The organism is Mycobacterium uberis (assembly GCF_003408705.1).
Classification (GTDB): domain Bacteria; phylum Actinomycetota; class Actinomycetes; order Mycobacteriales; family Mycobacteriaceae; genus Mycobacterium; species Mycobacterium uberis.
Genome location: NZ_QAYL01000001.1, coordinates 191,641 through 209,210 on the forward strand (window position 1 = coordinate 191,641; position 17,570 = coordinate 209,210).

Annotated in this window: 18 protein-coding genes and 2 pseudogenes; 6 read left to right on the top strand and 14 right to left on the bottom strand. The window is 54.8% G+C overall.

Annotation, left to right across the window (positions count from 1 at the left end; translation table 11 throughout):
* Positions 1-800 precede the first annotated feature (800 nt).
* Positions 801-1,139, top strand: coding sequence for a UGSC family (seleno)protein (locus MUBE_RS00820; protein ID WP_116539099.1), 339 nt, complete (start codon positions 801-803; stop codon positions 1,137-1,139).
* A gap of 1 nt (position 1,140) precedes the next feature.
* On the opposite strand, the gene MUBE_RS14995 is transcribed toward MUBE_RS00820, so the two are convergent.
* Complete coding sequence (locus MUBE_RS14995; RefSeq protein ID WP_165849620.1) at positions 1,141-1,350, bottom strand: hypothetical protein; 210 nt, start codon at positions 1,348-1,350, stop codon at positions 1,141-1,143.
* Positions 1,351-1,356: 6 nt separating this feature from the next.
* Here MUBE_RS14995 and MUBE_RS19620 point away from each other — a divergent pair, with 6 nt between their 5' ends.
* Positions 1,357-1,473, top strand: coding sequence for a hypothetical protein (locus tag MUBE_RS19620; protein WP_116539100.1), 117 nt, complete (start codon positions 1,357-1,359; stop codon positions 1,471-1,473).
* Between the two features lie 336 nt (positions 1,474-1,809).
* On the opposite strand, the gene MUBE_RS16545 is transcribed toward MUBE_RS19620, so the two are convergent.
* Complete coding sequence (locus MUBE_RS16545) at positions 1,810-2,070, bottom strand: hypothetical protein (RefSeq protein ID WP_243632710.1); 261 nt, start codon at positions 2,068-2,070, stop codon at positions 1,810-1,812.
* Between MUBE_RS16545 and MUBE_RS19625 the strand changes: the two genes are divergently transcribed.
* Both MUBE_RS19625 and MUBE_RS00835 read left to right on the top strand, forming a co-directional pair.
* Positions 2,017-2,124, top strand: a complete 108-nt coding sequence (locus MUBE_RS19625; protein WP_424399009.1) for a hypothetical protein — start codon at positions 2,017-2,019, stop codon at positions 2,122-2,124. The genes MUBE_RS16545 and MUBE_RS19625 overlap by 54 nt on opposite strands.
* Positions 2,125-3,478: 1,354 nt before the next feature.
* Positions 3,479-4,087 carry a YqgE/AlgH family protein gene (locus MUBE_RS00835; RefSeq protein WP_116539102.1) on the top strand — a complete coding sequence of 203 codons (609 nt, stop codon included), beginning with the start codon at positions 3,479-3,481 and terminating at the stop codon, positions 4,085-4,087.
* A 201-nt stretch (positions 4,088-4,288) separates the two neighbouring features.
* Here the strand turns inward: MUBE_RS00835 and MUBE_RS19630 are convergent, their stop codons facing one another.
* Positions 4,289-4,465, bottom strand: a complete 177-nt coding sequence (locus MUBE_RS19630; RefSeq protein ID WP_116539103.1) for a bile acid:sodium symporter — start codon at positions 4,463-4,465, stop codon at positions 4,289-4,291.
* Between the two features lie 186 nt (positions 4,466-4,651).
* Positions 4,652-4,903 carry a hypothetical protein gene (locus MUBE_RS16550; RefSeq protein ID WP_243632711.1) on the bottom strand — a complete coding sequence of 84 codons (252 nt, stop codon included), beginning with the start codon at positions 4,901-4,903 and terminating at the stop codon, positions 4,652-4,654.
* An 11-nt stretch (positions 4,904-4,914) separates the two neighbouring features.
* Between MUBE_RS16550 and MUBE_RS18770 the strand changes: the two genes are divergently transcribed.
* Positions 4,915-5,043 (top strand): hypothetical protein, encoded by a 129-nt coding sequence (locus MUBE_RS18770; RefSeq protein ID WP_279386644.1) that lies wholly within the window; start codon positions 4,915-4,917, stop codon positions 5,041-5,043.
* Positions 5,044-5,505: 462 nt separating this feature from the next.
* On the opposite strand, the gene MUBE_RS00855 is transcribed toward MUBE_RS18770, so the two are convergent.
* The gene (locus tag MUBE_RS00855; RefSeq protein WP_116539104.1) at positions 5,506-6,459 is read right to left on the bottom strand and encodes an LpqN/LpqT family lipoprotein; all 954 of its coding nucleotides are present in this window, start codon (positions 6,457-6,459) and stop codon (positions 5,506-5,508) included.
* 192 nt (positions 6,460-6,651) lie between these two features.
* Here MUBE_RS00855 and leuS point away from each other — a divergent pair, with 192 nt between their 5' ends.
* Positions 6,652-9,561 (top strand): leucine--tRNA ligase, encoded by a 2,910-nt coding sequence (gene leuS, locus MUBE_RS00860; protein ID WP_424399002.1) that lies wholly within the window; start codon positions 6,652-6,654, stop codon positions 9,559-9,561.
* Positions 9,562-9,694: 133 nt separating this feature from the next.
* Here the strand turns inward: leuS and MUBE_RS18775 are convergent, their stop codons facing one another.
* From MUBE_RS18775 to MUBE_RS18780, 9 genes and pseudogenes are all read right to left on the bottom strand, one after another.
* On the bottom strand, positions 9,695-9,823 hold the full coding sequence (locus MUBE_RS18775) for a hypothetical protein (RefSeq protein ID WP_279386645.1): 129 nt from the start codon (positions 9,821-9,823) through the stop codon (positions 9,695-9,697).
* Between the two features lie 292 nt (positions 9,824-10,115).
* Complete coding sequence (locus MUBE_RS00865) at positions 10,116-10,619, bottom strand: MarR family winged helix-turn-helix transcriptional regulator (RefSeq protein WP_116539106.1); 504 nt, start codon at positions 10,617-10,619, stop codon at positions 10,116-10,118.
* 156 nt (positions 10,620-10,775) lie between these two features.
* The gene (locus MUBE_RS15000; RefSeq protein WP_133297011.1) at positions 10,776-10,991 is read right to left on the bottom strand and encodes an ATP-binding cassette domain-containing protein; all 216 of its coding nucleotides are present in this window, start codon (positions 10,989-10,991) and stop codon (positions 10,776-10,778) included.
* Between the two features lie 450 nt (positions 10,992-11,441).
* Positions 11,442-12,533 (bottom strand): annotated as a pseudogene (locus MUBE_RS19635) (transporter substrate-binding domain-containing protein); the annotation flags it as partial.
* An 854-nt stretch (positions 12,534-13,387) separates the two neighbouring features.
* Positions 13,388-14,000, bottom strand: a pseudogene (locus tag MUBE_RS16555) (LLM class F420-dependent oxidoreductase); the annotation flags it as partial.
* Between the two features lie 41 nt (positions 14,001-14,041).
* Positions 14,042-14,944 carry an alpha/beta fold hydrolase gene (locus MUBE_RS00885; RefSeq protein WP_116539108.1) on the bottom strand — a complete coding sequence of 301 codons (903 nt, stop codon included), beginning with the start codon at positions 14,942-14,944 and terminating at the stop codon, positions 14,042-14,044.
* A 75-nt stretch (positions 14,945-15,019) separates the two neighbouring features.
* Entirely contained in the window at positions 15,020-16,135 is a 1,116-nt protein-coding gene (locus tag MUBE_RS00890) for an inositol-3-phosphate synthase (RefSeq protein ID WP_116539109.1), read from the bottom strand.
* A 97-nt stretch (positions 16,136-16,232) separates the two neighbouring features.
* Positions 16,233-16,775: a PadR family transcriptional regulator gene (locus tag MUBE_RS00895; protein WP_116539110.1), complete on the bottom strand. Its 543-nt coding sequence runs from the start codon at positions 16,773-16,775 to the stop codon at positions 16,233-16,235.
* A gap of 399 nt (positions 16,776-17,174) precedes the next feature.
* Positions 17,175-17,297, bottom strand: coding sequence for a hypothetical protein (locus MUBE_RS18780; RefSeq protein ID WP_279386646.1), 123 nt, complete (start codon positions 17,295-17,297; stop codon positions 17,175-17,177).
* Positions 17,298-17,570: the final 273 nt, after the last annotated feature.

A 17,570-nucleotide genomic window follows, 5' to 3' on the forward strand; every position in this document is an offset into this window, starting at 1 on the left:
TGCGCTACCGGCTGCCTGTTGTCGAGTGCGACGGTGTTGGTGGCAAATTCCTTGCAGCGCACCATCACTACCAGCGACAATGTAATAATATACCTGTCCGTCGTCGCCTCAATTACGCCCTAGCCACCCAACATGCCCAATAAAGACCCAATCAAAGAGAGAAGTGCCCCGAACCATGGCGACGCGGAGATCAGCACTGTTACGGCACAGCAGACGGACAACAACGTCATAGGGTCACTAGGGAATCGGCGACGTCGATAAAGAGGCCTGCCCCGTGCTATCAGCCGGTCAGCCGCATCTTCTGCAAGACCCGTCAGCAAATTTACGGCTTGAAGGACATGCCCAGTGTAACTGACATCAACCCATCCGGTCACAAGCAACCGAAGTGATCAGAGTACTGGAGCATCATGCTGCTACAACACAGATGATATCGCTCGAATACGCTGACGGCAAACCGATCCCGGAGGTTGGCTAGAACCGTGCGACACTCGACGATCTGCATGCGGCAGGTAAGCTACATACCATTAAAGCTCTCTGTCATCGCTTGTCCGCGACCGCTGGCCATTACAAATTCCGGATAGGATCGTCAAGCGGATTTTGGACGTCCTTGGCAAAGATCCGCCGCTGACGATCGTTATCGACCTTGATACCAAGCTCGCCAATCACCAATATCGGAGGTTGGCTCGATGTGCACTGGTCAGTCTTTAAGTTTGCCGCCAATGATCTTGCACGTCGGTGGCGTGATGAATTCAATCTGACTCGTGAGTCCGAATCCACTACGGGACTGCCGTGATATTTTTATGGCGTGGCTTCAGATCCGCGAGGCCAGCATCCTTGTAATAGCTTACGGGTCCTGTTGTTCTGCGTACACCAACGATGCGATTGGACTACCGACCGTGGTCATCGTGACGAACGAATTCGAAAATGAGGCCCGACTGCAGTGTGAGTCGCGCAGAATGATTGGCCTCGAACCTGCAATCGTCACCTATCCGATCAGCAATCTGACCCTCGAACAGCCCTACGGCCGCGCCGCCGAAATCACGCCACAAGCTCGCTGGATCTGGTTTGAGACCGTCCACCGAACCATGCGAAAACAGCTCGTGCAAGCAACGGTGTTCGAGCTGGCCGGAAAATCATAAATCAGATTTCACTTCCGCCGGTTTCGCGCATGTTGGCAACCAATTTCTCCCGAGGACTTACCGGGTCGTTCTGCACAATGCCCCTAAATGACTTGAACACAGAGACCTCCGAGGTAGAACGACCAGACGGCAATGACACCAAAGCCCAGGGACCCCTCCGTCCGTCGATGACGAAAATACGTGCTATCTTAACGTTAATCGCAATAAACACAACATCATGGTCGACCTGCACAACGCAGCAGACCTACGAGTAACCCAAATCTTAGTCGAGCTTACCGATATACTGGTGGACAACTTTCACCCCTGTCACTATGGAACGATTCAGCCTGGATGAACCGTTAATCTGCAAGGTTCAAGTCTCCACTAAGGTAGTGCAGTATATCGACCTTCAGTACTGCCGAGGGCTGCCACCTTGGTCGGCTATGACCTACTAGTCCATACGTTCGGCGGATTAATAAACGTCACTAAACCCAATTCTAACACCTCAACTAAGGTCCGAGTAGCCTTCGTCGATGTCTTAGTGGAGTTGTTAGCCACGGTCGGCGTCTTGTCAGCGCTGCTTTAACGGCGACCTATCCGGACACGACCAACATGTTGAAATCAACTTTATGTCCGTCCTGTCCACCACCCCCAACCATGGATCAAGCGCCGACTGTTCAGGTCAACATAACTAGACACAAAGAGTAGATGCGTGTCGATTGGCGTGGGCAATGGCGGTGTTGTGCCTGGCCGCGATCATGGTTGGCTGCTCGCCGTCGGCATCCATACCGCCGAGATTACCAACCAAGGCCGAAGATAGCTTGACCTCTCTTCCGACTCGCATGGCACCCGTGGGGTGACCATTGAAGTTGGGCAACGACAACGCGCCAAAAACCTCATGGTGTACGAGGACTTCCAATGTCCTTATTGCGCCCGCTTTGAACGTGTCCACGGTCCTGAATTAACGAACACGGGCTGCTGCAGGAAACACATCAAGGCACTTTAGGATATCGCGTCGCCGACCACTAACGTCTCTCATTCCTCCATCGAGCTAGGCGGCTTCCCCATCTTACCACCGGTGGTCGTTCAATCACCAAACTGTTGAGGGTTCAAACGGGTTCACCACCGAATTTCTGTTAAGCGCCACCGATGCCATTCCCGCTCTTAACTCCCCCAGCATTCAGCGATGCAGTTGTACGCCAGCAGCTACCAGGAATCGATCGCAGCTTCTCAATTGGCTTACACAACCACTCAGTGAGCATACCCAGACAATGTATCCACTATACTGATAGTTTCGATTAATAATACTACTGCGCTTTACGCTATACGCGCATTCACCACGCTTCTCAACAGTTAACGAAGGCCGGGCGACTACTTCGACCTGAAGATTCACCAGCAGCCGACTTGATGTTACCTCGGCGAAACAACACTTTGCCGAGCACGTCGGTTACTCGTTGCTCTGCACGCCAACTGCGCTGAGACCAGGAACTGGTATCGAGTTGATAGTCCAATGGCCATCATCTACTGCCCGGTTTCCTGGCCAACCAATCAACCAGTTATCTTTCGCCGAGCAAATCCCACGGGCGATCAACAATGCAGGCAGCCTGCATTGTTGCGGTAATTCTTCAAGATTCCGATGGTCCTAGGCCTCACTAGATGCAACGGCCTCCAGATATTCCTGCATTCACTGACCGTACACAACGCAGCCCCGCCACATGTTCCCAGTATCGAAACAATCCGCCTTCATCACCGGTTAGTTTTTCCTCAAAACGTTTCAGATCGACCTAACTACCAGTACGCACGAGTTCGTTCACGTGATAACCACAGAGCTGAAGTCGACGACTGCTAAGTACGAACGAGAAAGCAAACCACGTCCCGCACGGAGGGAAGGATAGCGGTTGATTCATTTCTATTAACAAGCAAAACAAATGTAAAAACGGACTGCCCCGGCCATCCACGTATCGGAACTCAACATCGGTGACTGACTAATCGATGTTACTTTCCAGAACGAGTCGCCATCCATGCTTGATGCGCTGTTCGCTTAGGCCTAAACTTCTACAGCGCTATAAAATGTAGCAGTTTATCGCAGAATTTATAGCTACAAGATCCGGGTTCTTCTCCTAACCTGCGACCGACTCACCGTCCAAGCTCGCCAGGTGAGAAGACACCAACTGGAAGAATAGGTCGACGACTGAGGGCTCGACTGGACATAATCAACCTCGTCGGCCACACGTTGACCAGTGCGCGTATATATCCGGATTTGTTGAATCACTAAATCCACTTACGCAATCAGAACTCACTTCAGTCTACACCTATCCTAACATTATGCCAAGTGATGTTGTGGATGGTGCGATGATAGTGTGGTGCCGCAGCCCGAAGATCCCGAAGACTACGTTGCACCCGCCGCGCAGCGGGTGCGCGCGGGTGTGTTGCTGTTAGCTAACACTGATCTTTTTGAACCGACATTTCGGCGCAGTGTGATCTACATCGTCGAGCACAACGATAGTGGTACCTTAGGTGTAGTGCTTAACCGGCCAAGCGAAACTGCAATCTACAATATATTACCGCAGTGGGCGAAACTTGCGGCCAAACCAAAAACGATGTTCATCGGGGGACCAGTAAAGCGTGACACGGCCCTGTGTTTAGCGGTGCTGCGGGGCGGTGCTAATCCACACGGCGTCGCGGGTCTACGGCATGTGACGGGCCGGCTGGTGATGGTCGATCTAGATGTCGAACCGGATCTAATCGCACCGCTGGTGGAGGGGCTACGGATCTTTGCAGGGTACTCAGGCTGGACCATCGGTCAGCTCGAAGGTGAAATTGAACGTGACGACTGGATTGTGTTGTCGGCATTGCCGTCTGACATCCTGGTTGGACAGCGAGCAGATCTGTGGGGGCAGGTGCTGCGTCGGCAACCGCTACCGCTGTCGCTGCTTGCGACCCATCCGATCGACGTCAGTCGGAACTAAAGGGTTTCTCTCCCCTAGTGCGGACGCCGGCACTGCTACCACATCGGTTTCTTCGACTTGGTTTCGTGTCAATCTACTGACGATCAACGCGCCCACCACCAGTTGAACTGGTAAAAATAAAATAATGAACGGCAAAATGATCAACGCAACCAGGACAGCAGAGAAAAGCACCGGCGCCATCGGGAGGCCGAGTGCCGGACTCTAAACATTTGAACCGCAGAACAACAGTACGATCGAGTCCTGTCGATCGAGCTGAGCAAGTTGACAGATGACCCCAGTGCAAGCCAGTATTACCGCAAGCAGGGCAGTCTTAATAGCGACAACCAAGACTAACAGCCGCGAATCAATTTGAACCCAGATTCCTTTGACCACACCCACCGAGAAGGCCGTTTACACCACCAGCAGGATGGAGCCACGATCAACCACCTTAAACAACGGCACATAGACGATCGACAGTCGCCGCGGTCCATAGCCACATTAGCTTACCGGCATCAAATGGCAATAATAGCTGCAGCACAAAGTCGTGGATATGAAGCACCATCAAGAAGCGGCATGCCGCTGGCATTAAGCAGTGGGGTCAGCAATACGCCCAAAAGGTTGGACAATAATGCGCTCATGATGATGGCCGAGATATAGCCTCATACGATCGACATAAACACAATCGAAGACCACACCGTCGACGACATTAGAAATAATAAACAATACTTCATTGTACAGGTCAATGGCCAGTACCGAGGACACCGATGATTGAGCAGCCGACCCCAGAACCGGAAAATCACGAACGTGGCGGCCAGCACTAACCAGTTCAACCGCCATTAATGGCTATCGTGCCAGACTTGCTGCAGCAACGCCTGGGTGCTGTATTAAAACAGCACGGCGACGACCGCTTTCGTGGCGAAAAACACGGTTTCAGCCACCTCACCGTGAGTCTGGTAAAAGGCCAAGAAGTGCTGTAGTTGCATCCACTGCCAGCAAAAAGCATCGACCAGGAGCCCTTACTAATGTTCACAACAGGGGGCTCAACAGCAGGGCTGGATACAGCCGGAGCAATTCTCACCGCAACTAGCTATTGCTGTTTGGCAGTTTACGCATATCGCGCACTCTGCCACGAGCCGGTAACGAGAGTGTCAACACAGTCCCGGTGACGCAGACGGTGATCGCTACTAAAGCGGTATGCGCAGCGACGAACAGAACCGTCGCACCACCGGCGACAAGCATTATCACGGCGATCAACTATGCTGGTGTCATGACGCACAGCGCGAGCTGCATGGGGTCAATAGTGTTAGTTAGCAGACACCATCGCCGGCATACATGGCGAGTGGGCCCATTATCAACATGTGTCAACAATACGAATTCACCGGTGGGTTCGCTTGTTTGGCTCTACGATCAGCCACCTCGAGTCAGTGTAGTCACCAAACTTAGTGCGACGGGGTCAGCATCAGATTCGGCAGTGGCGGCAGCCCGGGTACCAGGGGCAGCAGGTTGGGTATGGGTAGCTGGCCAGACGATATCCCGGACACAGGCATCTGCCCCGTGAGCCCGACAGGTGTCGAGGTGGACGCCGTGGGTGTGGACACTCGGAACCCGCTAATGATGGCATTAGTAGCTGGTGCATCGGCGACCGCTTGCGACAGCGCAGTGGTCACAGACAATGATACTAGGTATTTGTCAGGTTCAGAGCTAACGATAACATAGCGTCGTGAGGTATTCAGCGTCATATCATTTTCGCGGTATGTTCCTTCGATAATTGACGACGGAAAGCCATCGAAATCCGCCAGGGAGGCGTTGGTGGTTTTCCAGGCTAGCAGTTGCTGAGTATCGACAAAACCGTGCGTGATGGCTTCCCTGGGATCGAAATTACCGACCAGTTTGTACACTACTAACTGCGCGTTTGAGGTGTAGAGACTGTTGCCCAGCCGATCGGCGATCACCACAAATGCGTCAGGCACGTTCGGGTCCGGAACCTGAGTCCAGCGAGTAGGCACCGGCAGTGTGATGTCGAGCGCCTTGAAGTCTTGCGGCTTTTGCGCCACCAACGTGATATCTTTTGCCTTGAAGTAATCTCGCAGAGTCCCAGAGACTGGGGTAGCTATTGTTGGTGGCGTAGGTCCCAAGGCGGTAGATCCAGGCGATTGCGGAGTCGCTACGAAGACTCTGTTGTTGGTAGTGATCCCCCCAGGAACGACCGTGGCGTTCTGTATGGGCGGCAATGATGTCGGCGGGGAAACAGCGGGTACACCGGGAATATTCGGTGGTGGTGCTGGAGGCAAAAGATCTGCCGAGGCGGTGCCGCCTGCGAAGACAGTGATACCGATCGCACCGGCGGCCAGACCCCCTGCGAGCACTCGCCATGTTTGTGCGAACTGAATCATCTGCGTTAGTCCTTCCGTATCACACGAGCACCGGCACCCGTCGTCGTTCGTGGCTAACAATAACTAGCGGTCAGAAACCATGAACAGGCTCGAAATCTAGCTGGGATGAAGCCCTGATAAGTGTGCAATGGAACCGATACCAACCTGTGGTCACCCAAATCCGTTGAGGAAGCCCTTAATATTCTAGTTTACGTGACCGAATCTCCAACCGCTGTCTCTGGGCGGAACTCTACTGTTGCTCAGATGAACTCCGATGCGCCACGATACCGCTACACTGCAGAGCTGGCGGACCGTATCGAAGGCTTCTGGCAGGACACTTGGACGCGGCTCGGGACCTTCAATGTGCCCAACCCGGTCGGCTCACTGGCTCCAGCGGACGGCTCCGCAGTCCCTGCCAACAAGTTGTTTGTGCAAGACATGTTTCCCTATCCGTCGGGTGACGGACTACATGTCGGACATCCGCTAGGCTACATCGCTACCGATGTCTACGCCCGATACTTCCGAATGACTGGCTATAACGTATTGCACGCTTTGGGGTTTGACGCTTTCGGGCTGCCCGCCGAGCAGTACGCGGTGCAAACCGGAACCCACCCACGCATCCGAACCCAGGCTAATATAGCCAACTTCCAGCGCCAGCTGGGCCGGCTAGGTCTGGGCCACGATAGCCGACGCACCTTCTCGACCTCTGATGTCGAGTTCTACAAGTGGACTCAGTGGGTCTTCCTACAGATCTACAACGCCTGGTTCGACGTTGCAGCTAACAAAGCACGACCGATCGCCGAGCTGATCGCTGAATTCGATTCGGGCACGCGCCACCTTGCAGACGGTCGGGACTGGGCCGAATTGTCGGCGGGAGAGCGGGCCGACGTGATCGACAACTGCCGACTAGTCTACCGGGAAGACTCGATGGTCAATTGGTGTCCGGGGCTGGGCACGGTATTAGCCAACGAAGAGGTCACTTCCGAAGGCCGCAGTGACCGTGGCAACTTCCCGGTATTCCGGAAGCGGTTGCGACAATGGATGATGCGCATCACCACCTACGCAGAGCGGCTGCTCGATGACCTTGACCTGCTGGACTGGCCTGAGCAGGTTAAAACCATGCAGCGTAACTGGATCGGCCGTTCTACAGGCGTTAGTGCACTGTTCTCGGCGACCCTAAACTGCAGCGAAGCAGTCGATATCGAGGTGTTCACCACCCGGCCCGACACCATGTTTGGCGCCACTTACATAGTGCTGGCTCCCGAGCACGATCTGGTCGACGACCTGGTTGCTACCACCTGGCCGGACGGGACAGACCCTCGGTGGACATATGGTGGCGCCGCTACACCAGGTGAAGCTGTTGCTGCTTATCGCCACGCCATCGCTGCCAAGTCGGATCTCGAGCGTCAGGAGAGCAAGAAGAAAACCGGCGTCTTTTTAGGCAACTACGCCACTAACCCAGCCAACGGAAAACTAGTGCCGATCTTCGTTGCCGACTATGTGCTGGTAGGGTACGGCACCGGTGCTATCATGGCGGTGCCTGGCCATGACCAGCGTGACTGGGACTTCGCTCGTGAGTTTCAACTGCCAATCGTCGAAGTCATTTCGGGAGGCGACATTTCAGAGGCCGCCTATGTGGGCGATGGGGTGCTGGTGAATTCAGGCTATCTCGACGGTATGGATGTAGCAACGGCCAAAGAAACCATCGCCTCCCGCTTAGAGTCTGAAGGTCGCGGCCAATCTCGCATCGAATTCAAGCTGCGTGACTGGCTTTTCGCTCGGCAGCGATACTGGGGTGAGCCGTTCCCGATCGTATATGACAACGACGGAAGACCACATGCGCTCAACGAGGCCGCATTGCCAATTGAACTGCCCGACGTGCCGGATTATTCGCCGGTACTATTCGATTCAGATGACGTTTACAGCGAACCATCACCTCCCCTAGCCAAGGCGACCGAATGGGTGCACGTCGAACTGGACCTGGGGGACGGTTTGAAGCCCTACAGCCGCGACACCAATGTCATGCCGCAGTGGGCTGGCAGCTCGTGGTACGAACTGCGTTACACCGATCCACACAACTCAGAACGGCTCTGCGCCAAGGAAAACGAGGTTTATTGGATGGGTCCACGGCCCGCTGAACACGGTCCTGACGATCCCGGTGGCGTTGACTTGTACGTAGGAGGCGCCGAACACGCGGTGCTACATCTGTTGTATGCAAGGTTTTGGCACAAAGTTCTCTATGATCTGGATCACGTCAGTTCTCGAGAACCCTACCGCAAGCTGGTCAACCAAGGCTATATTCAGGCTTTCGCCTACACCGATGCTCGCGGCTCATATGTACCAGCGAACCAGGTTTTCGAACGCGACAGCGGGTTCGTTTATTCGGGACCCGACGGCGAAATTGAGGTCTTTCAAGAGTTCGGAAAAATTGGCAAGAGCCTGAAGAATTCATTATCACCTGACGAGATCTGCGATAAATATAGCGCGGACACACTGCGGGTGTATGAGATGTCGATGGGTCCGTTAGAAGCTTCGCGACCTTGGGCCACTAAGGACATCGTTGGCGCATACCGTTTCCTGCAGAGGGTGTGGCGACTAGTGGTCGATGAATATACCGGAAAAACCCGGGTGGCCGACACAGCAGAGAAGCTGGATAACGAAACGCTACGGGTGTTACATCGCACCATCGCCGGAGTATCCGAAGACTATGCGGCACTGCGCAATAACACCGCAACGGCGAAGCTGATTGAGTACACGAACCATCTAACCAAAAAACACCGTGACTCGGTGCCCCGGGCTGCTGTTGAGCCTCTTGTGTTGATGTTGGCGCCGCTGGCCCCACATCTGGCAGAAGAGCTATGGCTGCGGTTGGGCTACACCACTTCGTTGGCGCACGGCCCGTTCCCTGAGGTTGATCTCGCGTACCTTGTTGACGACACCGTCGAATATCCGGTGCAGGTGAACGGCAAGATTCGGAGTCGGGTAGTGGTTGCTGCAGACGCGGATGACGACACCCTTAAAGCTGCCGCGTTAGCTGACGATAAGGTCCAAAATTTTTTGGCCGGTGCCATACCGCGTAAAGTGATCGTAGTCGCGGGCCGGTTGGTTAACCTAGTTGTCTAAAAACGGCATCCGAGCCGAAACACAAATATACTAGAAGTTAACGTCGGGAGGAGTTGCCATTACGTCAACAGCCACTATAGCAGTGGGCCACAAAGTAATTGGCGAAGAAGTATGTACCTACTCTCATATGCCACTATATGGACTGTATAGTGGTGTCGATGTGGCTCAGATAGATTATAGTCACCTGCAGTTCCACCTCGTCAGTGCGTAGCGGGCTGGCAAATGCGCACAGTGCAAACTTGTTGGTTGAGTGAGAGGCCATGTCCGCCAAAACGTTACGATCTTCCCCAGAGTTGACGAAACATCACTCAATCGCGAGCACGTCGCCGCGCTGGCAATAGCGCCAGTCTAAGTGCTACTTCGTCAAAGACATTGACGTTAAAATAACACGCCAAGCGTCGACGCATGATTGCGCGACGTAGCTGGGAATAGGCAACTCCGCGTTGTTGATCAGCACATCGATGATACCAATACCACTACCAGCGCCAGCGATGAGTGCAGTTGGCATGCACTCGAGTTCACGTATACGGCCAATCACCGAGAATGCGCTATTGTCATTCCTGCTTATACACGGGCAAGTCGCCGGCAGAGCTAGATACCGGTTCGCCGGAAGCCAGATGCTGCAGCGGCGCCAGCGCTTTCTTCAGAGTGTCCATATCAGTGGCGGAAAGCTGACTGATCATAGCGGTCAGGGTAGCACGCCGGTTGGCCAGAGACTCACCATGAACCGCACGTCCGCGCGGAGTGATATCGACAAGTACAGCCCGCAGATCAGATGGATCACGTGAGCGCTTTACCAGTCCGATCTTTTCTAACCGGCGGATCGCCACGGTGGCGGTGGGAGTCCGCACCCGTTCGTGGGCGGCCAGATCAGTCATCCGAATGGGGCTTTGATCGAGCAGCGTAACTAGGATAGACAGTTGCGCCAGCGTCAAGTCACCGGTCGCCGCCCCGTTGAGTTCTCCGCGGCGGAGGATCGAAAACAGTTTGGACAGTGCACGGTGCAGCCCGTCCGCCAATTCCGTCACCTCGAGCGCGGTGGATTCGCTATCCGCCATAAATCGGCAGTCTAACGCGATATGTTGAGCGTTGACGGAACTTCGCACACGCCAGTTTTAGTGGCGATTACAAGGGCGGCGGAGCCGGGCGCAGCAGGTCGCCACACATCGAATCCAGCCCGTCAAAATACTTGGGAAAGAAACCACTATAGAAGTTTAGTCTACAGTACCTAGAATTCTGCTATTACCAATGTAACTGATAAATTCCAGAATTCCCTTGACCATTTCGGGATCCAGCGTCAAAGTTACTTCGTCGCAAAACATCACCTGCGGAGGCATAGCCAGAGTATGGACTATAACGAATCGTTGTTGGCCTCCCGGCAGCGGGTTGAGTCGAACATCGACCTTGTGCTTCAGATCAACTCGATCCAACTTCGCTCACGCCAGCGCCTATGCTGCGTCCGTGGTTAGCTGTCGTAATTTGCCCAGCGCGAAAGCAACGTTGTTGAGCACAGTGAGATGCAGTAAAAATTGAAATGCTGGAACAGCATGCTAATACGCATGCATAGCTCGTTCGGGTCGTCGCGCAGCATCGATCGTCCAGCGAACAGAATGTCGCCGCTATCGGGATCGTGCAATCAGTTTAACATGCTAAGCAGCGTGTACTTGCCTGACCCAGAAGATCCGATGACTGCTGCTATGCTGCCCGCGGTGGCATCGGTATCGACATCGCAGAGCATAGCTGTCCTACCAAGAGCTTGGTTAATATCTTTGGTTATCAAGAATACTTACCGCTGTGTGCGGTAGGGCAGTGATAGCATACGACACGAGCATGTTTGGGGTATCTTGTGGCGCAACTGCGGCACGGCCGCGGCAAAGTCATGCGTAGATGTAGTGTACTAAATGAGTTAACGGCACAGTTAATATTAGATAGAAGGCGTTTAATATTAGATAGAAGGCGTTGTCGACCACCAGTGGCGATAAGTCGCCGTTCTGTGCGTCGAGGTTTCGGCCCATCTGAAACAGCTCTCGCTGTTGGGCAATCAAACCCAAAAAATACATTTAGCGCAATGACCTTTAGCAGTGCGATGAATTGATTGACCAGTGCCGGCAGCACCAGCCGTATTCCCTACAGTACTAAAACCAGTCGCATTGCAAACGAGTAGCTGAACTCGAACGCACAGTAAACTTCGAGCTGCCTGCGATAGACTTTTTGGTCTCCGAGCGCAAAATTTCGCCGATGTAGGCAGCAGCCATGAGCCCCAATGCGTAATGCCGAGCGGGTAGAGGTTATTACTCGTCAGTCCCCACCACCGGTCCAACGCCCAGCCCGATGATTGAAGATAGTCACAACTTCGAGAAGACCACTAAAGACATCGGTGTAGACCTGCACCCGCCAGCGCAGCCAGCATCGTGAATGCGAAATTCCAACGACTGCCAGCGTCCTGTCGAGGGGCAGCTCGATGACACTGTCACTTCCGATCAGGATCAACGTGTTAGGCAACTGGTGAGCAGGGTGAGAATGGCTTTCTGGTAGACATCCTGGTCATAGAAGGAGTAGTGCAATTGAGCCAACGCGGATTTCGACGCGGTCACACCCACCTGCTTGTGGTGGTAACTCACGGTTACCGCAACGAATCTACGGTGCTTTAGACAACGCCGATACGTTGTCCGGTGGTCAACCTACTATATTTTGTGATCGCTGAGTCGCGGGGAACCACAAGTGAGTAGTAGCCGAAGTTGTAGCCGCTGGTAAAGGTCACGGTGCGCCGCCGCGCCGGAGTGACTTCGATCGACGCCGAACTGACGTCGAAACGCCAGAATGCCACCTGTGCTAGCAGCCTGGGGAAGTCGTTACCGACGAAGCGGACGTACAAGCCTATCTCGCCGACGATGACGCACAACAGTTGATTGTCGAAGCCGCTGAAGGCCAGTGGGAGTAGTGCAGATGTTCGGCGGGGCATCGGACAGAGTGTCCGAAAATCAGCAGACCTAGCGTGCCGAGTTCCAGTGCGTCGATGCGCACCAAACTTAGCGGCGTATCGGTAGGCTATCGTGTCCTGCTGATCTTGGCCAATGACTGCGCCTCTGGTGAGATTCTTTCGAGCTTGTCTATACCGGGTCGGCACGTACCGGTTTCTATCGGCGTATGCGGGCGGAGTCGGTGCAGTTAACGCCAGGACTGCACACCGTTAGCATGGCGGCAGTCACTCAAAGCAGCTTTTGGTGGTTTGTGGTGCGCACCTCATCGCAGAAACACATCATTGCCACCTTATCGAGCAGACAGCAGCTTGGCCTGTTTTATAGCGCGATCGACAACAGACGGTAGGCCGCATCGAACCCGAAGCGGATCGATAATCCCGTTCTGGGATTTGTCGGGTAAGACAAATACTCGGTGCCACATCAATTCGGTCAGCATCGTCTGGGCCATCCGGTGGTAGCGACCGACACACGCGGCCTGCACTACTTCCGAGTCACGCCGGTGAATTGTGCCTTTCTTGTCTTCGTCATCTTCTTTTAATCCTTTTTAATCCGTACGTTTTGGCATAGCTTCTTCGGGCCTCTTGCAGCTCCCGCGACAGCCATCAACGTTGACAATCCTCTCAACATGAGTGGCACCGGTTTTATACGCCGTTTAGCGGATGAAGTGGCTTAGATCCCACCGACCATAGCGCCAACGATACAACGTTTCGGCAGCGATAATAATCGCAATCTAGACTATTGTAGAATCGATCGTCAATAATGTCGCGCCAACGGCGGTCAGGCTCTTAAAATAGGTGATCAGCACAATCGGTGTTTTGAGTGCGACACACACCGCTGATGCTTTGCACCCCGTTGGAAAGCTCAATAGTAGCTGGGTACCGTCCCACAATAGTACACGGGTCGTCTATATCGCCTTAACCGCCGAGTAGATTTTGGCGGTGGTCGGGCTGTGACGTATATCAGCGTGTTCGGCGACCATGCACAGGATCTTGCACAGACCGGCACCACCGATCAACACCGGGATGTAGCAGATCGACGCTGGAGTCAACCGTATTCAACCGCGTTTTGATCCGAGGCAGCGCGGCGGCTAGGTCGTAGAAGCGGTTGCTGACAGTGCCGAACTGGTAGCCGTATTCAAGGTAGTCCTTAGGCTTTCCAGCCTGACCCGATTTCCAAAATGAGCCTACCGTCAAAGATGTGGTCTACTGTACGGGCAATGTAGATTAGCACTTTCAAATTGCGGTAGGAGCTGCACGTCACCAGTGCGTCAATCGCGGTGCGCAACGTCTGCTCAGCCCAGGCTGGGAGGATGGTCCGGCATTCGAATTACGGGCCGTTGGGATCCCCGTCAAGCGGGAAGAAGCGATCCTAAGCAAAGACGACATCGACGCCGATGTCCTCGCAACAGTGAACGGCGCCGCGGATATTGCGGTATTGCAGAGCGTGCTGAAGCTGCAGCTACACACCGATGTGAATAGGCGTGGCAAAGAGCTATACAGTTATGCGGCCAGAATTCCGCAAACGATCTCGATCAGCGCGCCAGGTTGGTCGCTTTGCACTGAATGCCCCGAGTTTTCCACCATGTGCACACCTCGGAATTGTTTGACACGCCGGCCGAGTTCAGCCGCGTCTTGGTCACTGACGAAGCCTGATGCACCGCCGCGCACCAGCGTGACGGGTACGGACAATGCCTCGACATCATCCCACAGAACGGCGAAATCCGGAAACGTGCGGATAACGTCATAGCGCCATGCCCAGTTGCCATTGTCTAGCCGGCGGGAGTTATGGAACACACCACGGCGCAACGCCTTCACCTCGCGGTGCGGCGCTGCGGCAATCGCAAGGTCCAGCATGGCCTGAAAGCTAGGAAACTCGCGCTCACCATGCATCAACGTTACCGTTCCGCGCTGGTCGGCTGCCAACTCGGCATGTCGCTGCAACACCGAAGGGGTGACGTCGACGAGGACGAGCTCACTCACCAGATCAGGCGCCACTGTGGCTAGCCGTATCGCGGTCAACCCGCCCAGCGACATGCCGACAACCAGCTCGCTACCTGATGCAAGTTCGTGCAACACCGGCGCCAAGGTGGTGGCGTTGCTACACGGTGAATAATCACCGTCCGCACGCCAAGCGGAATGGCCGTGCCCGGGAAGGTCAATCGCCAGCGCCGGCTCACCAACTCCGACGATCACGGTATCCCAGGTGTGCGCATTCTGTCCGCCGCCGTGCAAAAAAACGATACGCGGAGATATACCACCCCAGCGCAACGCGCTGATTCTACCAGCGGCCGTGTCTGCATTGACCCGTTGTACGGGGAGCAGCGGACCCGTCACGCCGGCCTGCTCGGCGTTCTCGGACAACAACGAAAACTCAGACAATTCCGCTAGTCCGTTCTCAGACATCTTGGCTAGGATACCTGAAACTACGAACTGTGTGCGACCACTGAAAAGTCCTCCACTCGATAAACGCGAAACTACTTACCGGTACCGGGCGTCGATGATGAATTCTTCAAGCTGGGCACGCGCGATCTCATCGGGCAACTGCTTCGGCGGGCTCTTCATCAGATAGGCGGACGCGGGGATAACCGGCCCGCCAATCCCACGGTCTTTGGCGATCTTGGCTGTCCGAATTGCGTCAATGATGACACCCGCTGAGTTCGGTGAATCCCACACCTCGAGCTTGTATTCGAGATTCACCGACACATCACCAAAACCACGACCTTCTAGCCGCACGTAAGCCCACTTGCGGTCATCAAGCCAGCCGACGTGATCGGACGGACCGATGTGAACATCTTTAGCATTGAATTCTCGATGCACGTTCGACGTCACGGCCTGAGTCTTGGAAATCTTCTTGGACTCCAACCGCTCGCGCTCGAGCATGTTCAAGAAGTCCATGTTGCCACCCACATTGAGCTGCATGGTACGGTCCAACTGTACACCGCGATCCTCGAATAGCTTGGCCATCACCCGGTGGGTAATGGTCGCGCCGACCTGGCTCTTGATGTCATCACCAACGATCGGCACCTGGGCGTCAGCGAATTTTTTGGCCCACACCGGGTCAGAGGCGATGAATACCGGTAGCGCGTTCACGAACGCCACACGAGCGTCGATGGCGCACTGGGCATAGAATTTGTCGGCCTCTTCGGAACCCACCGGCAGATAGGATACCAGCACGTCGACTTCGGCGTCTTTTAATGCTTGGACTACGTCAACAGGCTGGGCGTCTGACAGCTCGATGGTATCGGCGTAATACTTACCGATACCGTCCAATGTCAGGCCACGTTGCACCACTACATTACTTGGCGCCACGTCGGCGATCTTGATAGTGTTGTTCTCCGAAGCGAAAATCGCGTCCGACAGATCGAAGCCGACCTTCTTGGCGTCTACATCAAAGGCCGCCACGAACTTAACGTCGCGGACGTGATAGGGACCGAGCCGGACATGCATGAGGCCGGGCACCGTCGATGTCTCGTCGGCGTTCTGATAGTACTCAATGCCTTGAACCAGCGAGGACGCGCAGTTGCCCACGCCGACAATGGCGACTCTTACCTCAGTCGACGCCCCTGGCGCCCCTGCTGGCTTGTGTTCACTCATAGGGCATTCTCCTAACCTCATAACTCATAACCTCATGTCTCGAATGTTTCGGGATAATCTTGGGTATTGCTCAATTGGGGTTGGGTCGTCCAGCGGTTTACATCTGCTCGGCGCAGCCGGGCAGTGCCCGTTCGGCAGCAATGAGTTCATTGAGCCACTTGACTTCGCGTTCGCTGGATTCGAGCCCAAGTTGATGCAGTTGGCGGGTGTAACGGTCAAACGAGCTGCTGGCTCGCGCCACCGCCTCGCGTAGGCCCTCTCGGCGTTCTTCGACTTGGCGCCGACGGCCTTCCAGGATGCGCATCCGCGCTTCTGCCGGAGTGCGATTGAAGAACGCCAGGTGCACCCCAAAGCCGTCGTCGGTGTAATTGTGCGGGCCAGTGTCGGCCACCAACTCACCGAAGCGTCGACGGCCCGCATCCGTCAGTTGGTAGACGCGCCGGGCGCGCCGCACCGGAGTCCCGGTCGGTGCGGCATTCTCGGCGATCAGCCCGTCGGCCTGCATTCGACGCAGAGCAGGATAAAGCGAACCATACGAAAACGCGCGAAATGCACCGAGCAATCCGGTCAGCTGTTTCCGTAACTCGTAACCGTGCATCGGCGATTCGATAAGGAGACCGAGGATGGCGAGCTCCAGCATCGAATCACCCCCTTGGCTTGTCTAGTTACGACGCTCCAACGCCTCGCACTATAGTATCGCTTCGATATATTTATGACAACATCACCCGATGTATAAGCTGCCATAAAGCAGATAATTCGCCTGTCTTGACGGTGCCGTCACCGGTTAAGATGAGAGAGTCGTCGTAATCGTTAGAAACATACAGCCATAGCGCCAGCACCACGGGTTTGGTCAGGTCTGTGGCCAGCTCGACGACCAGGCACCTGGTTTTGACGTCGGACCGGCTTGATGCCGAGGGTCTCCGGAGCACTTCGCAAAATACCCACGATCGTCTTCGAGTCAAAAGCTTTAAGTGAACCGGTACGGCACCGCCGTCACTGCTTTTGATGGCGCTGGTCGGATAGCCTCATTTACCACAGATTAGGTGTAACTCGGCATCCGGCGGTTGTCAGCCAAGTCGGAGTAAGCAAGCACACTGTAATCAGGGTAGGTCACCAACCGGAAGCCCATGGTGTCGCCGCGTCTTTCGCGAGTCTGCTCCATCAGGCCGGTGAGTCCGCCAAGCGATTACAGTTGCCTCGGTGGGGTCAGCTCTTCTGGATAAGACCCTGTCGCGCTTGGCACCGGGATCGGTGGTATAATCCAACGGCCAGTCGTTATGGCCATACAGGCCTCAGCTGATGCCGACGCCCAGCAACACCTACACCACGAAGGCAGTCGCCAAGATGTCCTACCCGCGCAATTTCGGCAACTTCGAAAGTAATGTGGGTGGTGTACGGGGTAAGCCAAATGGACCAAGGTGCTGTTGGTCTGCAG

Coding starts and splice junctions, on each gene's coding strand:
- MUBE_RS00820 (WP_116539099.1), top strand. CDS start 801: ATGGCGTGGCTTCAGATCCGCGAGGCCAGCATCCTTGTAATAGCTTAC.
- MUBE_RS19620 (WP_116539100.1), top strand. CDS start 1,357: ATGGTCGACCTGCACAACGCAGCAGACCTACGAGTAACCCAAATCTTA.
- MUBE_RS19625 (WP_424399009.1), top strand. CDS start 2,017: ATGGTGTACGAGGACTTCCAATGTCCTTATTGCGCCCGCTTTGAACGT.
- MUBE_RS16550 (WP_243632711.1), bottom strand. CDS start 4,903: ATGGCGGTTGAACTGGTTAGTGCTGGCCGCCACGTTCGTGATTTTCCG.
- MUBE_RS00855 (WP_116539104.1), bottom strand. CDS start 6,459: ATGATTCAGTTCGCACAAACATGGCGAGTGCTCGCAGGGGGTCTGGCC.
- MUBE_RS18775 (WP_279386645.1), bottom strand. CDS start 9,823: ATGGCCTCTCACTCAACCAACAAGTTTGCACTGTGCGCATTTGCCAGC.
- MUBE_RS00865 (WP_116539106.1), bottom strand. CDS start 10,619: ATGGCGGATAGCGAATCCACCGCGCTCGAGGTGACGGAATTGGCGGAC.
- MUBE_RS00885 (WP_116539108.1), bottom strand. CDS start 14,944: ATGTCTGAGAACGGACTAGCGGAATTGTCTGAGTTTTCGTTGTTGTCC.
- MUBE_RS00890 (WP_116539109.1), bottom strand. CDS start 16,135: ATGAGTGAACACAAGCCAGCAGGGGCGCCAGGGGCGTCGACTGAGGTA.
- MUBE_RS00895 (WP_116539110.1), bottom strand. CDS start 16,775: ATGCTGGAGCTCGCCATCCTCGGTCTCCTTATCGAATCGCCGATGCAC.
- MUBE_RS18780 (WP_279386646.1), bottom strand. CDS start 17,297: ATGGAGCAGACTCGCGAAAGACGCGGCGACACCATGGGCTTCCGGTTG.